The sequence below is a fragment of the Pseudomonas sp. F-14 TE3623 genome, from assembly GCF_053629015.1.
This window is the reverse complement of the sequence record NZ_JBRJHM010000001.1, coordinates 5083191-5098759: the sequence shown is the minus strand read 5'-3', so window position 1 is coordinate 5098759 and position 15569 is coordinate 5083191. Positions and strand designations below refer to the sequence as shown.

The 15569-nt window shown below is 55.9% G+C and carries 16 protein-coding genes; 9 read left to right on the top strand and 7 right to left on the bottom strand.

What is annotated here, in order from left to right; translation table 11 throughout:
- Positions 1-28: 28 nt before the first annotated feature.
- The gene (xylA, locus tag AB7M29_RS23795) at positions 29-1345 is read right to left on the bottom strand and encodes a xylose isomerase (RefSeq protein ID WP_454248150.1); all 1317 of its coding nucleotides are present in this window, start codon (positions 1343-1345) and stop codon (positions 29-31) included.
- 169 nt (positions 1346-1514) lie between these two features.
- Here xylA and AB7M29_RS23790 point away from each other — a divergent pair, with 169 nt between their 5' ends.
- The 5 genes from AB7M29_RS23790 (at position 1515) to AB7M29_RS23770 (ending at position 6687) form a co-directional block, all read left to right on the top strand.
- Positions 1515-2702 (top strand): XylR family transcriptional regulator, encoded by a 1188-nt coding sequence (locus AB7M29_RS23790; protein ID WP_454248149.1) that lies wholly within the window; start codon positions 1515-1517, stop codon positions 2700-2702.
- A gap of 119 nt (positions 2703-2821) precedes the next feature.
- Positions 2822-3517, top strand: a complete 696-nt coding sequence (locus tag AB7M29_RS23785) for a tRNA (adenine(22)-N(1))-methyltransferase (protein WP_454248148.1) — start codon at positions 2822-2824, stop codon at positions 3515-3517.
- Positions 3518-4208: 691 nt separating this feature from the next.
- Positions 4209-4925 carry a class I SAM-dependent methyltransferase gene (locus AB7M29_RS23780; RefSeq protein ID WP_217857097.1) on the top strand — a complete coding sequence of 239 codons (717 nt, stop codon included), beginning with the start codon at positions 4209-4211 and terminating at the stop codon, positions 4923-4925.
- A gap of 277 nt (positions 4926-5202) precedes the next feature.
- Positions 5203-6039, top strand: coding sequence for an AraC family ligand binding domain-containing protein (locus AB7M29_RS23775; protein WP_454248147.1), 837 nt, complete (start codon positions 5203-5205; stop codon positions 6037-6039).
- A gap of 51 nt (positions 6040-6090) precedes the next feature.
- Positions 6091-6687, top strand: coding sequence for a LysE family translocator (locus AB7M29_RS23770; protein WP_217857095.1), 597 nt, complete (start codon positions 6091-6093; stop codon positions 6685-6687).
- Between the two features lie 52 nt (positions 6688-6739).
- On the opposite strand, the gene AB7M29_RS23765 is transcribed toward AB7M29_RS23770, so the two are convergent.
- The 5 genes from AB7M29_RS23765 to AB7M29_RS23745 form a co-directional block, all read right to left on the bottom strand.
- Positions 6740-7240, bottom strand: coding sequence for a GNAT family N-acetyltransferase (locus AB7M29_RS23765; RefSeq protein ID WP_454248146.1), 501 nt, complete (start codon positions 7238-7240; stop codon positions 6740-6742).
- A gap of 126 nt (positions 7241-7366) precedes the next feature.
- Positions 7367-7687, bottom strand: a complete 321-nt coding sequence (locus AB7M29_RS23760; RefSeq protein ID WP_454248145.1) for an isochorismate lyase — start codon at positions 7685-7687, stop codon at positions 7367-7369.
- A 41-nt stretch (positions 7688-7728) separates the two neighbouring features.
- On the bottom strand, positions 7729-8271 hold the full coding sequence (locus AB7M29_RS23755) for a histidine phosphatase family protein (RefSeq protein WP_217857092.1): 543 nt from the start codon (positions 8269-8271) through the stop codon (positions 7729-7731).
- Positions 8272-8360: 89 nt separating this feature from the next.
- Complete coding sequence (locus tag AB7M29_RS23750) at positions 8361-9425, bottom strand: SDR family oxidoreductase (protein ID WP_217857091.1); 1065 nt, start codon at positions 9423-9425, stop codon at positions 8361-8363.
- A 10-nt stretch (positions 9426-9435) separates the two neighbouring features.
- Positions 9436-9852, bottom strand: a complete 417-nt coding sequence (locus AB7M29_RS23745) for an ester cyclase (protein ID WP_454248144.1) — start codon at positions 9850-9852, stop codon at positions 9436-9438.
- A 121-nt stretch (positions 9853-9973) separates the two neighbouring features.
- Between AB7M29_RS23745 and AB7M29_RS23740 the strand changes: the two genes are divergently transcribed.
- Together AB7M29_RS23740 and AB7M29_RS23735 are read left to right on the top strand one after the other, a co-directional pair.
- Positions 9974-10885 carry a LysR family transcriptional regulator gene (locus tag AB7M29_RS23740; protein ID WP_454248143.1) on the top strand — a complete coding sequence of 304 codons (912 nt, stop codon included), beginning with the start codon at positions 9974-9976 and terminating at the stop codon, positions 10883-10885.
- 80 nt (positions 10886-10965) lie between these two features.
- Positions 10966-11625, top strand: coding sequence for a LysE family translocator (locus AB7M29_RS23735; RefSeq protein ID WP_123722110.1), 660 nt, complete (start codon positions 10966-10968; stop codon positions 11623-11625).
- 186 nt (positions 11626-11811) lie between these two features.
- Here AB7M29_RS23735 and AB7M29_RS23730 read toward each other — a convergent pair whose 3' ends face one another.
- Positions 11812-12324 (bottom strand): AAA family ATPase, encoded by a 513-nt coding sequence (locus tag AB7M29_RS23730; RefSeq protein WP_454248142.1) that lies wholly within the window; start codon positions 12322-12324, stop codon positions 11812-11814.
- Positions 12325-12675: 351 nt separating this feature from the next.
- Here AB7M29_RS23730 and AB7M29_RS23725 point away from each other — a divergent pair, with 351 nt between their 5' ends.
- Together AB7M29_RS23725 and AB7M29_RS23720 are read left to right on the top strand one after the other, a co-directional pair.
- Positions 12676-13944, top strand: a complete 1269-nt coding sequence (locus AB7M29_RS23725; protein ID WP_454248141.1) for a cystathionine gamma-synthase family protein — start codon at positions 12676-12678, stop codon at positions 13942-13944.
- Positions 13945-14084: 140 nt separating this feature from the next.
- A complete protein-coding gene (locus AB7M29_RS23720; RefSeq protein WP_052964720.1) occupies positions 14085-15524 on the top strand; it encodes an amino acid permease in 1440 nt (479 codons plus the stop codon).
- The last annotated feature ends 45 nt before the right edge of the window (positions 15525-15569 follow it).

Here is a 15569-nt window from a genome sequence, read left to right as displayed (position 1 = left end):
CAGCGCCGCCAGCGGACGTTGTTGACCGTCAGTTGTAGATAAACCGGTTGACGACGTTTTCGAGCATCTCCTGCCTGCCGCTGACGGCCTGCGGATTCAGTTCGTTGGCGAAGGCATGTTCGGCCAGTGATTGGAGGCTTAACTCACCCGCCAGTACCGCTAGCCCCAAGGGCTGCTCCCAGCCGGCATAGCGTTGATCCTTGAATTGCTGGAGTCGGTCGTTCTGCACCATGGCCGCCGCGCGCTCCAGGGACAGGGCGAGGACGTCCATCGCGGCGACGTGGCCATGGAACAGATCGATCTCGTCGAGGCTTTGGCGGCGAACCTTGGAGTCGAAGTTGAACCCGCCATTCTTGAAACCACCGACTTTGAGAATTTCGTAGGTGGCCAGGGTCATCTCTTCGACGCTATTGGGAAACTGGTCGGTATCCCAGCCGTTCTGCGGATCACCACGGTTGGCGTCGATGCTGCCGAAGATCCCCAACGAGGCTGCCGTTGCGATTTCGTGATGGAAGCTATGACCCGCCAGGGTCGCATGGTTGGCCTCGATGTTGACCTTGATTTCGTTTTCCAGGCCGAACTGATGCAGAAAGCCAAAGACGGTGGCGCTGTCGTAATCGTATTGGTGCTTGGTCGGCTCCTGCGGCTTGGGTTCGATCAGCAGGTCACCTTTGAAACCGATCTTGTGCTTATGCTCGACTACCATGCGCATGAAACGACCCAGTTGTTCGCGTTCGCGTTTCAAGTCGGTGTTGAGCAGGGTTTCGTAGCCCTCGCGACCGCCCCACAACACGTAGTTGGACCCTTTGAGGCGCTGGGTAGCGTTCAAGGCGCTGAATACCTGAGCAGCGGCACAGGCGAACACTTGCGGGTCCGGGTTGCTGGCGGCGCCTGCGGCGAAGCGCGGGTTGCTGAAGCAGTTGGCAGTTCCCCACAGCAGCTTGATCCCGCTCTGTTCCTGATGGCGCTCCAGATGGTCGATCATCTGCGCGAAGTGGTTGCGGTAATCCTTTAGCGAACTGCCTTCCGGGGCGACATCCGTATCGTGGAAGCAGTAGTAGTCGATACCAAGTTTGGAGAAGAACTCGAATGCAGCATCCGCCTTGCCGATGGCCATCTCCATCGGATCTGCAGCTTGCTGCCACGGGCGCTTGAAGGTACCTGCACCGAACACATCGGAGCCCGGCCAGACGAAGGTGTGCCAATAGCAGACAGCCATGCGCAGGTGCTCGCGCATCGGTTTGCCGAGGATCAGCTTGTTGGCATCGTAGTGGCGAAAGGCGAGGGGAGAGTCGCTGGCGGGGCCTTCGTAGAGAATCTTGTCGACATCGGGAAAGTACGGCATTGGCAATGTCCTTGTTGTTCTTGGCGGTGTCTCGATACTAGCAACGGCCTTGTGGCTGCTGATTATGAAAGTCACCAACACAGGGTGCGATTTTGAGTATTGAGATTCGTCGTATGCACGCCTAGTCTGTGCCGACCGCCTCGGTGTTGACCGGCCCAGGATAAGAACAATGAAAACCGTACCGCCCGTTCACCGCATCGCACTGCTGTTCAATGGCAGCAAGATCTACGACCGCGGCATCATCAGTGGCATCGGCAACTACCTGAGCAGCACCCGCGCATCCTGGGACTTGTTTCTTGAGGAGGATTTCCTCTGCCGGTTGAAAGGGATCGAGCGCTGGCAGGGTGACGGGATCATTGCCGACTTCGACGACCCGTTGATTGGCGAGGCGCTGGCCGCAATCAAGTTGCCCGTGGTGGCGGTGGGCGGTTCTTATCAGGATGTGCGAGCCTATCCGAAAGGTATTCCGTACGTCGCCACCGACAATGCCGCGCTGATGACGCTGGCGTATGAGCACCTGATCGAAGCCGGGCTGACGCGTTTTGCCTGCTTCAGCCTGCCTGAAGCGCAAGCCAATCGTTGGGCTCAGGAACGGGAAAAAGCCTTTCGCCAGCTGATGCAACGCGATGGCCTGCACGCGGAGGTCTATCGCGGCATGGGCACCAGCGCGCCGCTCTGGGACAGCGCCGTCGAACAGCAGATCGCCTGGCTGCAGAGCCTGCCCAAACCCATCGGCATCATCGCCGTCAGTGACGCGCGCGCCCGGCAGCTACTGCAAGCCTGCCTTACCGCCGGGATCGCCGTGCCGGAGCAGGTGGCGTTGATTGGCATCGACAACGACCCGCTGACCCGCAGTCTGACCCGGGTGCCACTGAGCTCGGTCATCCAGGGCACCGAAACCATGGGGCGAACCGCTGCGCATCTGCTCCATCAGATGCTGCACGGCATGCCGTCCACAGGCACGCAAATACTGATTCCCCCTGATTCGATCAACGTGCAGGTATCAAGTCTGCATCAACCATTAGGTGACCCCTACGTCATGCAGGCGCTGCTGTTCATTCGTCAATATGCCTGCCAGGGCATCAAGACGGCGCAGGTGGCGGCTTATGTCGGCATATCGCGCTCGTCGCTGGAGTCGCACTTTCGCAAAGTGCGAGGCTGCAGCGTGCATGACGAGATCCTGCGCTTCAAACTGGCGGCCGCGACCAACGGGCTGGAGAACAGCGATTCAGCGATTGCAGACATTGCGTCCAGCTGCGGCTTCAAATCTGCGCAGTATCTGCACACTGTGTTCCGTCGCGAGTTTGGCTGTACGCCCCGTGAATACCAGCAGGGCGTCAGCGTCGCGATGCAGTGATCGTTGGGGTGAGTCATCGCCCTGGTCGTATAAATTTGAAATGTACGGCGTTGCTCTACAGAATCTCCCCCCCGATCCGGCCAAAGGTGCCGGACACTCGTGGTGAAAAGGAGCTGCAGTTGAACGAACAGACATTGTCCATACGCCTGGAGCGCGTGGCGGCGCATGTGCCACCAGGTGCGCGCCTGGCCGATATCGGCTCGGATCACGGCTACCTGCCGGTGGCGTTGATGCGCCGTGGCGCCATCGCGACGGCGGTGGCCGGCGAGGTGGCATTGACGCCGTTCCGCTCGGCCGAACGCACCGTGCGCGAGAACGGCCTGGACCAGCGGATCACCGTGCGCCTGGCCAATGGCCTGGCGGCGATCGAGCCGGGTGACGGGATCACGGCGATCAGCATCTGTGGCATGGGCGGCGAGACAATCCGCGACATCCTCGACAGCGGCAAGGCGCACCTGAGCGGCCAAGAGAGATTGATCCTGCAGCCCAACGGCGGCGAGCAGCCACTGCGCCAATGGCTGATGGAAAATGGCTACCGCATCCTCTGCGAGGAGCTGCTGCGGGAAAATCGCTTCTACTACGAGATCATTATCGCCGAGTGCGACGGGCCGGTGATGTACACCGCCGAGGAGCTGTACTTCGGCCCGCTGCAGATGCAGGCGCGCCGCCCGGCGTTCCTGTCCAAGTGGCAGCGCCTGTTGCGCCAGAAGCAGAAGACCCTGACCAACTTCGCCCAGGCGCGACAGGCCGTGCCCGAGGAGAAGGTGCAAGACACCGAACGGCAGGCCCGGTGGATCAGCGAGCTGCTGGCTTGAACTCACGGTGTTAGCCGCTTTAGAGCCCCCCGAAACCGATAAACCAGGGAAGCGTATCCCTGCCTCTATGCCCTTTATACTCCGATTTTCTTGCAAGCTGCTTTCGACAATAAAACAAACTGATCATGGCTGGGATTAAGAACAAGTTGAACAACCATTGAAACGCATCTGTTGATTTCAAGGTGATCGCCGCAAGTAAGTTGATTAGAACCAGACCAATGATTAAAAGGTTGTATCTAATATGTCGACGCTTGATTAAAGCAAAGCTTTCCCAGTCATAAATCAGCCATTCGTGGGAAAATTCGTCGCATTTAGGGCACTTATGGGTTGGCGGAAGTTTGTCTCCGATATAACCACAGCCAGGGCATCGAACTTTCATGGCGCTATCCACTATTAGGTGACATGCCATGTCGCGTTTCTTGTCGCGGTAAGTGCGGGGAAACATGACTGAGGTGACGGCAAGCCCGACTATGGTAAAGAGGGTAGCAGGACACCACCCGTTTGCCACCAGTCTGTCCACCGACTGCTTTGTGGTCGATTGCGGCCTGTCACGAAGGGCTGCAATCGACCTATAACTCCCTGTCGCAAAGGCGAATTCAATATTCCTGGCAGGAATGCATCTCATAAAATTAATGAATTTTTATTATTTAAGTATGTGGAGTAGCTTAATTCAAGGACATGGAGAACCGCCTTGAAATCATCACCTCTGAAAGCAATTGAAAAATTCGATACCTCTCGGGCCAATGAATATGGACGACAGAGCCGCATCGCATTAGCAGGGTATGACGCCTGCCACGATCTTACCGCGTGTATGTTGGCGGCAAGCCTTGGTAATACAAGCTCCGCGAGAATATTGGCAGTCGGCGCTGGTGGTACCGCCCAAGAGATTATTGCTATGGCAGCATTGGAGCCAAGTTGGCATTTCACTGCCATAGATCCGTCTGAGCCAATGTTGGAGGCTGCGGCACAGCAGTTGAAGGCAAACAAGTTGCTTGAAAGAACGAATATGCACCTTGGGCAAGTCGACGATCTGCCTGAAGATAAGTTATACGACGCGGGCACTTTGATAGGCGTACTCCATCATCTCGAGGGAGATGACGCCAAGCGAAAACTTTTGCAATCCATCCGGACTCGTCTAAAGCCGGGTGCGCCGCTGATTGTGGCAGGAAATCAATATGCTTATGCCAGCCAACCGTTGTTGCTTGATGCCTGGGGGCAACGGTGGCGGCAACATGGAGCCAGCCCGGATGAAGTGAAGGCCAAGTTAGGAAAAATTCTACAGGGAGCTGACCCGCCACATTCCGAGGCTGCGGTTCAACAATTGATGCATGACTCTGGATTCGGAGACGCTACTCGTTTCTTCAGTAGTCTGTTCTGGGGTGCCTGGCTAACGCGTAAGACCATTTAAAACGGAACCGTAGACTGCTCTGGCCGTTTTCTGCCTGCTACGACGCAGCTATCGGGCCAAGATCCAAAACGCTGTCAGCACAACGACTTCTGGTAATAGAACCCACACATCGACTCGGGAACGCTGACACACTGCTTGAAGAGAAACAGCTGGAGGCATTTATCAAGGATGCATTTGCCGAGGAACCTGCACAAATCTTCTAAACGTTCTTTTCCATTGCGCGGTAATTTAGTCGTCCGCACAGATCAACACTGAGCCATGACCCAGGGAGCCTTGCGTGGATAGACGCAACTGGATTGAGCTGTCCCAGGACGCCGATACCGGGATTGAATCGATTCGTGCCCATTTTCAGGGGCATGCCTACGATCCGCATTGGCATGACAGTTTTCTGGTCGGGGTCACCGAGCAGGGGGTGCAGCAGTTCAATTGCCGGCGCGTTCGCCACCTCAGTACGCCGGGCAAGGTATTCATGCTGGAGCCGGGGGAAATCCACGATGGGCATGCGCCGACCGAGGAGGGGTTTACTTATTCGATGCTCTACCTCGATCCGCACTGGCTGGAGCGGGAGTTGCACGCGTTGTTCGAGCACGCGCCGGCCAACAGTCAGCCGGGTTTTGCCGACACCCTGAGCCAGGATCCGCGCCTGGCCATTGCCATTTTTCAAGCCTTCCACGCGCTCCATGAGGGCGACTTGCGCATTGTGCGCCAGAGCGCCATCGACACCTTGTTGGGTTCGCTCACTTGCCACCTTGATTGGCGCAAGCGTCAGGCCTTTGATCCGCGCCTGCCGTGGGTGGCCCAGGTTGCACGTGACTATTTGCATGCCCATGTCTACGAAGACATCGGGCTGGATGATCTGGCCCAAGCCTGTGGTGTTGATCGCTTTCGTCTGACGCGGGCCTTCAAGGCGGCCTTTGGGCTGGCGCCTCATGCTTATTTGATCCAGCTGCGCCTGGCCAAGGCGAGACAGTTGCTGGCGCGGGGCGAGTCGCCGGCCCAGGTGGCCAGTGCGCTTGGGTTCGCCGATCAAAGCCATATGGGGCGCTGGTTCCGCCGTGCCTACCAGCTCACACCCGCGGATTACCGCAAGCGCTGCTCAAACCTTCCAGACTGAATCCCGCTGACCCGCGACCATGGTTTCCTAATTGATCAAGGAGTCCATGCCATGGAATCGTTGTTGCCTTTCCTGCTGTTTGCGTTCGTTGCCTCGATTACCCCGGGACCGACCAATATTCTGGTGTTGAGCCACAGTTCGCGGCGGGGGCTGGGTGCCACGCTGCCTATCATTTTTGGCGCATGCGTGGCGGCGGCGCTGATTGTGTTTGCAGTCGGGCTCGGCGTGGGTGAGACGCTGCTGCGGTTTCCCCGTGTGCAGCAGGCGATGGCTTGGGCCGGGGTGCTTTGGTTGAGTTGGCTGGCCTGGCAGATCTTTCAAAGCGCGCCGCCGTCCCTGGACCCGACCACCCCGCGCGATGAAGGGCTCAGCGTGTTCGGCGCCGCCACCCTGCAATTGGTCAACCCCAAGGTCTGGATGATGGCGATGGCGGTGGTCAGCGTATTTGTCGGTGGCGGCGACAAGACCCTGCGGCTGGTGGTGTTGTCGCTGATGTTTCTGTTGGTCTCTTTGCCGTGCATGACCCTGTGGGCGTTGCTCGGCGTGGGTAGTGCCCGGGCTTTTGGTTCGCCACAGGCGTTCAAACGCATGAACACGGCGCTGGCTTTTTTGCTGCTGGTGTCGGCCTGGTTGACGGTGCTGGTGTAGGTCGAACATTGCCTGGGCAGGGCGAAGCAAGTCACAGCTTGCTGTCACTCATCTATATCAAAAGGCTAAACCGATATTCGTGCTCTGTCCCTTCCTGCCCAGATATAGGTTCAATCAAGAAGCCGCACCGGTTGAGCACTTTTGCCGAGCCGATATTTGCAGCGTATACGTTGGCAACCAGTTGTTTAAGGTTCCAATGCAGCTGCGCCTCCTGGATCAGATGCTTCACCGCCAACGTTGCCAGACCCTGTCCGCAAGCGCTTTGAGCAATCCGATAGCCGACTTCAGCCGACCGTTCGGAGATGTCGATACCTTTCAGGTTCGCCCGACCCACTATTTTTCCGTCAGCATCTTCGATGACAAATGGGTGCCAGGTTCCGGCGGAAAAGTCAGATAAATAAGCCGCAATGTGGTCGGCGACGCCCTGCACCGAGTAAAAAGCAGCGTCGCGCGCGTCAATGAAACGCTCGAACCACTCGCGATTGTCCATTTCAAAGGTCAGCAACGCCTCAGCATCAGTACTTTGTAGGGTACGAATTCTGACGGGTTTCATAAGATCGCTTCCTTGGTAGAACCACTTGGTAATTGTGCAGTGGAACAACTGTCCGCTCTCGGCCGATTCTTACCTGCATCGGTCGGTTGAATCCACAACCCAAAGCGGACAGCCCGGACATCAGAATCAGGTTTCGGATTGATTAGCCGCCCAGTGTTTCATCTCTTCGGCAATGAAGTGGTTCACCAGGTCGCTGTACATCTTCTCGATTGCATCCGGGCTCAGGCCCTCGGCCTTAGCCCACTCGCGACGTGTCGCCAGCATCGCCTTGAAACGCTCCGGTGCACGCACCGAAGTCGCTGAGGTCTTGAACTTCGAGGCCGCCAGCACGTAATGAAAACGCTTGCCCAATAGCTTGATAACGGCCTGATCAAGGGCATCGATTTCGCGTCGGATGTCCTCCATGCCTGCACACTCTGCGGGCTGCAACTGATTGATGACTTCCATGTAAGTGACTCCGTTTGCTGAAAAAGATCGTGAGGTATCTCTTAAACACCGCCGTATTGATACACCGTCGCACTCCAATACTGGCTGCCGTTACGTTTTTGCCGAGTCCATCCATCTGCCACCAATTGTTTGGCAATCATTCGATTCATAAAGCCATGACCGAGCAGCAGAACCGGTCCTTCGCTGGCAAGGGACTGAAGTCGTTGAGCTGCCGTGCTGGCGCGCATCTTTGCAGTGGCGACGGATTCGACTCTGCGTGAGTAACCGCACAACCATAAGACTCGAAGGATAAATGCCCAGGTAAACGGTGATAGCCGTGGCAGTTTCCAGTGACCATAAGGCAGTTGCGCTTCACAGAAAAGCGCGTCGACGAGGGCGGGTTTCAGGCCAAGAGCCTGGACGGAAGTCAGCGCACGAGGCGCGTTGCTTGAGACAATCACCGTGGCGGATGCGGCGAGCTGCATGCTGGCGTCCGGGACGGGTTGGTTGGTGATTTCGGACCGGTTGTATTGTTCGATCCAGTCTTTCATATCGAGCGCTGACATTTTGTCGGTTGCGACCAACTTTGGCTGGCCGTGACGCATCAGGATTATTTTCCTACTCACAGTATGTTTACGTCCTTGTCCTGGTATGCGGTGAATGTGGGACTCGACGGTAATCTTATCTGTGAAAGTCAGTCGTCGGCCATGACGGATGTGCGTTTTTCCTGCGTTGGAGGCGCACTGTTTTCAAACCAATCGTGATCGCGGTACCACGCCACGGTGTCAGTGAGTGTCAGCTCCAGCGGCCGGAAACTCAGGCCAAGCTCTTGTTCACTCTTGCTGTGGTTGAAACAGGTGCGGTCCTTCTCTCGTACCAACAGGCGCAACGTGGCCATGCTCAGCAGAATGGGCTTGCCGGTAATACGCGCATAGATCTCCTGCACCGCCGCCAAGGTGTATAGAAAGGGCAGTGGTAGTTGTCGAACGGGTGTCTTGACGCCCGCTATACGTCCCAGAACAGGCACCAGCTCACGCATTGTCATATGCCGGCCCGCCGCGAGATAGCGCTCACCGCGCCGTCCATGTCTGGCAGCGGCAATTTGCGCCAACGCCACATCGCGAGCATCGACAACGGAGAAACTACCGGGGATCAGTCCGGGCAATTTGCCACGCACGACATCGTTAACCAACTGTCCCGAGGAGGTCGGGCCCATGTCGGCAGGGCCCCACATCCAGCCAGGCAGAACCATGCAGGCATGCATCTTGGGATGGCGTTCCAGGAACGACAAGACGACGCGGTCGGCGAGGATCTTGCTACGGTAGTAGTCATCCGCATCGGCGTCGGCCCGCAGGCAAGTTTCATCGATTGACGTGCCGGGTGCGCCGTCGAGCACGGCAATGGAAGACGTGTGGATGAAGCGTCGGATACCGGCGTTGTAGGCCTGGGCAAGCAGGCGCCGCGTACCCTCCACGTTAATCTTTTCGAGTTCCTTCCAGTGACTGCCGCCCTTGTAGTTGTCGCGAAAGAACGCGGCGGTGTGAAACACCGTATCGCAGCCTTGCAGCGCCGTTGCGAACGCGTCGACATCGGCCATGTCACCAACGACCAGTTCCACACCCTGCAAATGCTTGAATTGTTGTTCACCTTTGGCTCTTGAGCGAACCAGGGCTTTGACCGCGCAGCCTCGAGCGACCAGTTCTCGCACCAGGTTGTTGCCCAACAAGCCGGTCGCGCCAGTGACGAATGTACTATGCATAGGTCAACCCTCACTCTGATCGGCTAAAAAATGACATCAACACCGCACTGTCGAAGAAGGCCTCTTCACGGATGGCCAGCCCGTCTTTGAAGGTGAAGTGTGCGGCGTAGTACACGGCAATATGGCGGCCATGGGGTGGAATCACCCGGTCCGGCATCACTAATGGTGCGGTGAAGGTGCCGGTCAGGAAGGCGGTCAGTGCTAAACGATCGTTATCGACGGCAAATGGGCCGAAGGTCAGCTGGGCATCGGGGAAGGCTTCGAGTAATGCGGTTTCTCGTTTGCGCATGGATTCGCGACCGGTTTGCATCCCCATCCCATCGAAGTAGATGAAGTCTTCGCAAACCAGCGTCAGCATCGCTTCCACATCACGGCGATTGAAGGCGCTGGCGGCGCGTTCCGCAAAGTCGTTGGGGCCAGTAGTCATACAGTCCGTTCCATTCCATTCGTTTCGAGGGCTTGTAGATATACCTTTGAGGCCTCTGCCGAAAAACAGCGACTGCTGCATAATGGCTTTGCAAATTTGCAAATCAGGGAAGATATGAAGCATGGCTTTGCAAGCAAACTGGGACGATCTTCGTCTGCTGTTGGCAGTCTCGCGACGTGGCAGCTTTCTTCAGGCCGGCCAATTGCTGGGGATCGCGGCGTCTACTGTGTCGCGACGGCTGACCCAACTTGAAGGTGCACTTGGCGAGCCACTCGTCGAGCGGGGAGTTGAAGGATGCTGGTTGACCCCGCGAGGCCAATCCCTCGTGGACGTTGCCCTGGCTGCAGAAGCGGGCTTGAGGCGTCAAACCGTTACGGGCATGTCCGAGCTACACACAGCGCTATCTGGCACTGTCGTGGTCAGTGCAGGGGAGGGGTTCTCTTCTTGCGTGCTCGAGGCCGCGAGTCGCTTCACCTCTGTGCACCCGCGATGCTCGGTGGAATTGCTGATAACAGCCGACTTTCACAAGATTGTCCGCGGCGCCGCAGACATTGCAGTACGCACAGCTCATCTGGGCGAGCCGTCGCTGATTTATCGCCCCATAGGCAGGCTCGCTTACGGTGTCTTCGCCGATGCAGGTTATCTGAAGCGGTTTCCAGGAGTGACGCCGGCCACTGCGGTCAATATTGCCTTGCTTCCTCCGCTGGATATGTTGCCGCAAATGTGTGTGGCAAAGGCGGCGGGCCTGGAACGCATGCAGATCAGCGTGAACTCGTTCGCGGCTCAGCTCGAATCGGTGAAGCGAGGTATGGGCGTGGCAGTGCTGCCCTGTATTCTGGCGAAGGACCTGATCGAGCTATTCCCGGATATCCAGCTTCCAGATATGGAGGTCTATCTGGTGACCCGGCCGCAGGCGTTGAAACAGGCTCACATCAAATGTTTTTTTGTCATCCTGGAGCAGGTGCTGCTTGAAGCCATTTCCATAGAAAGTGTCGAAGATTACCCTTTGGGGGAGGTGCCCCGAAATGGGTGAATAAGGGTAAATACATCTTCTCAAATTCAGTGGTTTTGACATTGCAACCTGGTACGGGCACAGTCTGGCGCTACGTGAGGATGGATGCCTCGGTGAAGCTTAAGGAGAATGCCGTGTTTCCGATCAATATCTGGTTTGCCTATACTGCCGCGTGCTTGCTATTGGTACTCGCACCTGGCCCGGACAATCTGCTGGCCGTAGGCCGAGGACTCAGTCAGGGCAGGATAGCCGCTATCGTATCGGGCATGGCATCCGGGGCGGGAATTCTCTTTCATGTGGCAACCGCTTCACTCGGACTGACTTTGCTGATGCAGACGTCTGCAGTTGCCTTCTGGGTCGTCAAGCTCATCGGCGCCGGTTATCTACTTTGGCTTGGCATAAAAGTCCTGCGCTCTCGTAGCCTGATTAGCTTCCAGCCAGCGACTCGGCAATCACTGCCGAGCATTTTCCTCACCGGATTACTCTCGGCAGCACTCAATCCGAAGCCCGGGTTTTTCGTCCTTGCGTTCATCCCGCAGTTCGTCGACCCACAACGCGGCTCAGTGAGCGTGCAAATGCTGGTGTACGGCATATGGTTCGCCGCACTGACGGCAGTGGGATTCGCACTTATGGGCGTATTTGCCACTGCACTGTCCCGATTTTTGCGTCAGAGGCCACGACTGGTAAATGGCCTGAACGTAGGGGCAGGACTCACCTTCGTTGCTTCGGGAGTATCGATAGCGGCACTCAGCCAAAAATAGGATCAGTATATTGGCGTCGCGAGGCTAAGATTTCAGCCTCGCTGAGCCCCGGTAATTATGAAAGCTGACGATTTTAAGACATCCGGCTGTGATTCGCTCCACACGCCTGCCGACACAGCGAACGAGTGAGATCGGGCAACTGCTGTTGCATCAGTGAAGGGCGGCGCGTCGGTTGATCACACCTTGCTACGTTGGGCCTCCGGATAAAAATCGTTTGGTGATCATTGCCACTGCCTCCGCTGGAGATGTCAGGGCTGTGTCTATATTAAACGGGGCGTTATCCCACCCCTCATATTCATGATCCAATACAGACTGCCAGGTTGGTGGCGTCAGCCCGGGAATATCAATCTTTCTGGTTTCTACCCGTCTGCGGTGTTCATGTATATCAGAGCAAACCACCTGGATATTCACTAATGGAGCGCCAGAGCGTGTGGCTATTTCGCTCCATGCCTTTCGGCTTTCGATTACTGGGTTAACGCAGTCGACTATGACTGTGCTGCCAAAGCGAAGATTGCTCAGAGCAAGCTCATTAGCGACCATGTAACCGCTCCGCCCCACGTCTTGTGCCAGAGCACCGGAATTTCGGATAGCCTGCTCAATCGTATCGATCCGCAGATACACAGCACTTGTTCTGGTGGCAAGGTCACTTGCGATAGTCGTCTTTCCGGTACCCGGAAGGCCGCTGAAGACAATGAGCATTTTATGTCCTTCGGTTAGTGAGTTAACCCAGTCTAGGCGGTTGCCAGTTATGCGGCAGCAATAGCGGCCAGCGCTCTCCTGCCATGACCATCTGCCCCCGACCTTCATAGGGTCACCGACGATGCCTATGTGGCAGTAGCCCGGCAATTTCATTCGCTTGATACGTTGGCAGACGGGCCAATACATCCTTCACACACATTTGTGCCATCAAGCCCTTTTCTGTCGTTCATCCATTAAAAAAAGCCCCCCTTAGCCCCAGATAACATGATTTTTCACACGATCAAGCCTTCCATATAGTCATCGCAAGCCCAATCGGAACACATCTGTGTTTCATCGATGCGAGATAAATTTATGGATGACAAGATAAAACCCGGTCAGAGCCAGAATGCTGGTTTGGGGACGCGAGTGGTTTGGGGCGGGGAGCAAGTTCAACATCCCTACAACGCCACCCAGACTCCCATCGTAGTCAGCGCCGCCTACGGTTACCATGACATCGATGAATGGTATGACGTGGCATTGGGTAAAGAACCTGGCTTCATTTACAGCCGCATGGGTAACCCAACTGTCACTGTCCTGGAAGACAAACTTTGCGAGCTGGAAAGCGCTGAATCGGCTGTCGCTTTCAGTACCGGGATGGCTGCCATCAGTGGTGTGCTGCATACCTTCCTGTCCTGTGGTCAGCGTGTGGTTTCTACCCGCGACAGCTACGGTGGCACAAACAAAATCTTTGAAGAGTTTCTCCCTCGCATGGGAGTCGAGGTCATGCTTTGCGATACCCTCGATATAGAAGCTATCGAGCATGAGATCGCTAAAGGCTGCAATGTCCTCTACCTGGAAACCCCGACGAATCCAACACTCAAGGTTCTGGATATCCGACGTCTCGTGGCGACGGCGAAGCGTGTTGGGGCTTTGGTCATAGCAGACAATACGTTCGCGACGCCTTTGAATCAGAATCCCCTTGCTCTTGGGGTTGATGTGGTAGTGCACAGTGCTACCAAGTTCCTGTCCGGTCATGGCGATGTGCTTGGCGGTGTGGTCTGCGGCACCGAGCATCTCATGTCTCAAGTTCGTCATTACCGCGAAATCAATGGGGCCTCGCTGGACCCGTTCTCGGCTTATCTCATCATCCGGGGCATCAAGACTCTGGCTTTGCGTCTTCGCCAGCAACAGGCGAGCGCACAAGTATTGGCCGAGTACCTATGCACCGAGCCCTTGGTGGAATCTGTGAACTATCCGGGACTTCCTCAACATCGAGGTCATGTCATTGCCCGTTCGCAAATGCGCGGATTTGGCGCAATTGTCAGCTTTGTGCTGGTGGGGGGCATGGACACAGTGACTCGTTTGTTACCGCTGCTCAAATATGCACATCGTGCGGGCAACCTGGGAGCGGTTGAAACCATCTACGGGCCGGCACGGACAACCAGCCACGTGGAAAACACCTTGGAGGAACGGGAGGCACTTGGGATTTCCGAGGGCTTGGTCAGGGTCTCCGTGGGTATTGAAGATACGGCCGACTTGTTGGCTGACCTTAAACAAGCATTTGCGTTAGTTCGCAGTAAACAAGGTGATGCAATCCTCCATGCTGGCAAAACCGAGCGTTTCACCGAGGTGGGAACCTGAACTCGGTAAGACTTCCGATTTTATGATCGGATCGTCCTTCATGAATAGTGAAAACAATAACAACTAGCGACAATTTAATTGTGCTGCCTAATAGTCGGTTACAAGAAATATTTGTCCGTGCATTTCATGAGAACATAGCGATGACTATCCAAACAAAAAATGATCAGTCCGATCCAGCCTTAAATTTCAAGAAAGAAATGCAAACCCGCCACATTGTCATGTTGGCGTTGGGCGGTGTAATCGGTACGGGATTATTCCTTACCTCCGGCTACACCGTTAATCAGGCTGGGCCGCTCGGCGCAGTGATTGCTTACATCATCGGTGCGGTGATGGTGTATTTGGTAATGGTCTGTCTCGGTGAATTAGCGGTACAGATGCCAGAAACCGGATCTTTCAGTAGCTACGCAACTCGATACCTGGGCCCAGGTACGGGCTATACGGTGGCCTGGCTATATTGGCTCACTTGGGCAGTCGCTATTGGCTCTGAGTTTACGGCTGCGGGAATCCTGATGGTTCGGTGGTTCCCTGATACACCGGTCTGGATCTGGAGCGCTTTTTTTGCCATTGCAGTCTTTTTAAGCAACGTTGTATCTGTTCGTTTGTTTGCGGAGACTGAATTCTGGCTTTCGCTGATTAAAGTTCTGACTGTTATCACGTTTATCGTCATTGGTGGTGGGGCTATTTGCGGTCTCTTCCAAGTACAGCATTTGCAAGGTGCCGGGCTCTCGAACTTTACCCGTGAGGGGCTTTTCCCGACAGGGTTCTTACCCATTGCGATGACACTTCTAGCTGTCTCCTTTGCATTTTCCGGAACTGAGCTTATCGGGATTGCGGCAGGTGAAGCGCAAGATCCTCAGACCAGCGTACCCAAGGCGATACGGACGACGGTGGTACGTCTGGCGCTGTTCTTCGTGGGCACGATTTTCGTACTTGCTACCTTATTGCCCCGAGAGCAGGCGGGCGTTATAGAAAGTCCGTTCGTGATGGTGTTCGAGCTGATTGGCATCCCATATTCAGCTGACATTATGAACTTCGTCATTCTCACAGCCCTGATATCCGCCGCTAACTCGGGACTGTATGCGGCTTCGCGCATGCTTTGGACATTGAGTGATCAAGGGCACATGCCTAAGCGCTACGCCAGGCTTTCGCGCCAGGGCACACCGGTTAATGCGATCGTTTTGAGTATGGCGGGTGCGATGGCGTCACTGCTCAGCAGCGTGCTTGCCCCTGATACGGTTTACTTGGCTCTGGTGTCGATTTCGGGTCTCGCGGTGGTGATCGTCTGGATGAGCATCGCTGCGAGCCAAATCGCCTTCCGACGCCAATATGTCGCCAATGGCGGGCGAGTTGAGGATCTGCATTTCCGTGTGCGCGGCTACCCTTGGGTTCCTATTGGTGCTCTGTTGTGTTGCTTGCTGGCCTGTGTCGGCATTGCTTTTGATCCTGAGCAGCGAGTGGCGCTTTACTTCGGACTTCCGTTTATCGCGTGGTGTTACTTCGTTTATTGGATCACTCGCAAGAAGCGGGAAGAGCGGTTGGCATTAGCAGCGGCTGCACATCATTCTGCTGGTGCGGCGTGAGTAGCTCAGGCGATGATTGAGCAGAGATAAGTCCCAATGAGGTTG

Bases quoted from the DNA above. Each gene is read 5' to 3' on its own strand.
- AB7M29_RS23790 (WP_454248149.1), top strand. From the start codon at position 1,515: ATGAAAACCGTACCGCCCGTTCACCGCATCGCACTGCTGTTCAATGGC.
- AB7M29_RS23750 (WP_217857091.1), bottom strand. From the start codon at position 9,425: ATGCATAGTACATTCGTCACTGGCGCGACCGGCTTGTTGGGCAACAAC.
- AB7M29_RS23720 (WP_052964720.1), top strand. From the start codon at position 14,085: ATGACTATCCAAACAAAAAATGATCAGTCCGATCCAGCCTTAAATTTC.
- AB7M29_RS23740 (WP_454248143.1), top strand. From the start codon at position 9,974: ATGGCTTTGCAAGCAAACTGGGACGATCTTCGTCTGCTGTTGGCAGTC.
- AB7M29_RS23745 (WP_454248144.1), bottom strand. From the start codon at position 9,852: ATGACTACTGGCCCCAACGACTTTGCGGAACGCGCCGCCAGCGCCTTC.
- AB7M29_RS23770 (WP_217857095.1), top strand. From the start codon at position 6,091: ATGGAATCGTTGTTGCCTTTCCTGCTGTTTGCGTTCGTTGCCTCGATT.
- AB7M29_RS23755 (WP_217857092.1), bottom strand. From the start codon at position 8,271: ATGCGTCACGGCCAGCCAAAGTTGGTCGCAACCGACAAAATGTCAGCG.
- AB7M29_RS23730 (WP_454248142.1), bottom strand. From the start codon at position 12,324: ATGCTCATTGTCTTCAGCGGCCTTCCGGGTACCGGAAAGACGACTATC.
- AB7M29_RS23765 (WP_454248146.1), bottom strand. From the start codon at position 7,240: ATGAAACCCGTCAGAATTCGTACCCTACAAAGTACTGATGCTGAGGCG.
- AB7M29_RS23735 (WP_123722110.1), top strand. From the start codon at position 10,966: ATGGATGCCTCGGTGAAGCTTAAGGAGAATGCCGTGTTTCCGATCAAT.
- AB7M29_RS23725 (WP_454248141.1), top strand. From the start codon at position 12,676: ATGGATGACAAGATAAAACCCGGTCAGAGCCAGAATGCTGGTTTGGGG.
- AB7M29_RS23760 (WP_454248145.1), bottom strand. From the start codon at position 7,687: ATGGAAGTCATCAATCAGTTGCAGCCCGCAGAGTGTGCAGGCATGGAG.
- xylA (WP_454248150.1), bottom strand. From the start codon at position 1,345: ATGCCGTACTTTCCCGATGTCGACAAGATTCTCTACGAAGGCCCCGCC.